The organism is Mycobacterium sp., assembly GCF_049280035.1.
Classification (GTDB): Bacteria; Actinomycetota; Actinomycetes; order Mycobacteriales; family Mycobacteriaceae; genus Mycobacterium.
This window is the reverse complement of record NZ_JBAPPI010000299.1, coordinates 1-1,835: the sequence shown is the minus strand read 5'-3', so window position 1 is coordinate 1,835 and position 1,835 is coordinate 1. Positions and strand designations below refer to the sequence as shown.

The 1,835-nt window shown below is 65.0% G+C and carries 3 protein-coding genes; 2 read left to right on the top strand and 1 reads right to left on the bottom strand.

The features are described from left to right. Positions 1-348, top strand: a 348-nt coding sequence (locus tag WAN71_RS10110; RefSeq protein ID WP_422225203.1) for an SDR family oxidoreductase, incomplete at its 5' end; no start/stop codon positions are given. A gap of 36 nt (positions 349-384) precedes the next feature. Here the strand turns inward: WAN71_RS10110 and WAN71_RS10105 are convergent. Further along, entirely contained in the window at positions 385-1,023 is a 639-nt protein-coding gene (locus tag WAN71_RS10105) for an NAD(P)-dependent oxidoreductase (protein ID WP_422225202.1), read from the bottom strand. 125 nt (positions 1,024-1,148) lie between these two features. Here WAN71_RS10105 and WAN71_RS10100 point away from each other — a divergent pair. Beyond that, a partial coding sequence (locus WAN71_RS10100) for a CoA transferase (protein WP_422225201.1) occupies positions 1,149-1,835 on the top strand: 687 nt, incomplete at its 3' end.

The following is a 1,835-nucleotide window of genomic DNA, read 5'->3' as shown; positions in this document are numbered from 1 at the left end:
ATCGAATACACCGCCGCCAAGGCGGCGTTGACCAGCATCACCAAGAACCTGTCACTGGAGCTGGCGGCCGACGGAATCCTCGCCAACACCGTCTCGCCCGGCACCTACATCTCCCACCAGATGGTGCAACACATCGCCACGCTCCCTGCCGACGCCGGGGTGAGCGCAGACGACCCGACATCAGTAATGCGGCATATCTCGGAATTCTTCGGCGTGCGTGCAGATCTCGGCCGCGCCGGGATCCCGTCCGATATCGCGCCGGTGATCTGCCTCCTGGCATCCGAACGCAACACGTACACGACCGGCGCCAACGTCAATGTGGACGGTGGGTCCAGCTTCTTCGCCTGATCACACAACAGCGGAGCTCTCGCTCGCCGTTAGCGGTCAGTTGCTGATCGCCGGCGCCGCTCGCGAGAACGTTTCATCGGTGAGTTGGGCGATGAGGAAGGCCGCGATGTCGGCTCGCGACATCACGGATCCCACCTTGTCGCGGCCGAGAAAGCCTGCACGCACAGTACCTTTCGGCTTCCTGCTGGTGGGTCGGGTGATCCGGGCGATGGTCCAGTCGAGGTCGGACTGGGCGACCGCCGTTGTCATGCCGACCAGTTCGTATAGAGCGCTGGGGAACAGCAGCGCAGCCACGATCGGCAGGATCTTGGCTTTCAGATTGGGTTTGTCGCGCGCATCGGGCACTGACGGAGTCGCGAGCCCAATGTAGCGTCCGACGTGCTCGGTCTGCATGGCGGCGACGACGTTCTTGGTGCCCTCAGCCACCGGAGTGCCTTTGGAACCGCGTCGCAGGAGCGGCCCGAGCGCGCTGATCACCGCGTCCGAGCCGCGGACCGCCTGCAGGATTCGCGCCTTGTCGGACAGCTCACCGGTGACGGTCACCAGGCGTGGATCGCTGCCGCCCAGCTTGCCGGGATTGCGGACGTACACGGTCACGTCGTGGCCGCCGGCCAGGAGGTCGGCGACGACCAGCCGGCCGATCCGTCCGGTCGCGCCGAAGATGGTGACGCTCATGCCAGTGCCTTTTCCGAGCAAGTTGCCAGCTGAAGATTATCTGCTGATAGTAGATCTCGACATTGCTTACCTAGTAACCTATGTTGGCATTGAGTCAGCGCGGCAAGCAGGACAGAGGTTAGCGGATGCAGAAACCGATGACCGGTGTGCGTGTCCTCGAGGTCGCGCAATTCACCTTCGTCCCCTCGGCAGGAGCTGTGTTGGCCGACTGGGGCGCCGACGTCATCAAAATCGAGAACCCGGTGACAGGGGATGCGCAGCGGGGACTGGTCACGGTTGCGGGTCGCTCCGCCACCATGCCAGGAGTCTCGTTCTCGCCCATGATCGAAGCCCCCAACCGCGGCAAGCGCAGTGTCGGACTGTCCCTGGCGTTGAAACAGACTCGGCCGGTGTTCGAGGAACTCATCCGGCGCAGCGACGTCTTCCTGACCAACTTGCTGCCTCAGGCGCGGGCGAAACTACGGATCGACCTGGACGACATCCGTCGCATCAATCCAGAGATCGTCTACGTCGCGGGTAGCGGCTTCGGGAGCGAAGGACCCGATCGCGAGACGGGCGCACACGACGCGACGGCGTTCTGGGCGCGCGCCGGCAACGCCGACGGCGTCACGCCGACGGAATCCGAGGTGCCGACGGGCATGCCTGCGGGTGCGTTCGGCGACAACATCGGCGGCATCACCATCGCGGGCGCGGTGGCCGCCGCCCTCTACGGCAGGCAAGCGACTGGGCAGACGTCCGTCATCGACGTGTCGCTGCTGGCGGTCGGGGCGTGGGCCAACCAGTCCAGCGTCAACCTCGCCATGCTCTACGGC

Bases quoted from the DNA above. Each gene is read 5' to 3' on its own strand.
- WAN71_RS10105 (WP_422225202.1), bottom strand. From the start codon at position 1,023: ATGAGCGTCACCATCTTCGGCGCGACCGGACGGATCGGCCGGCTGGTC.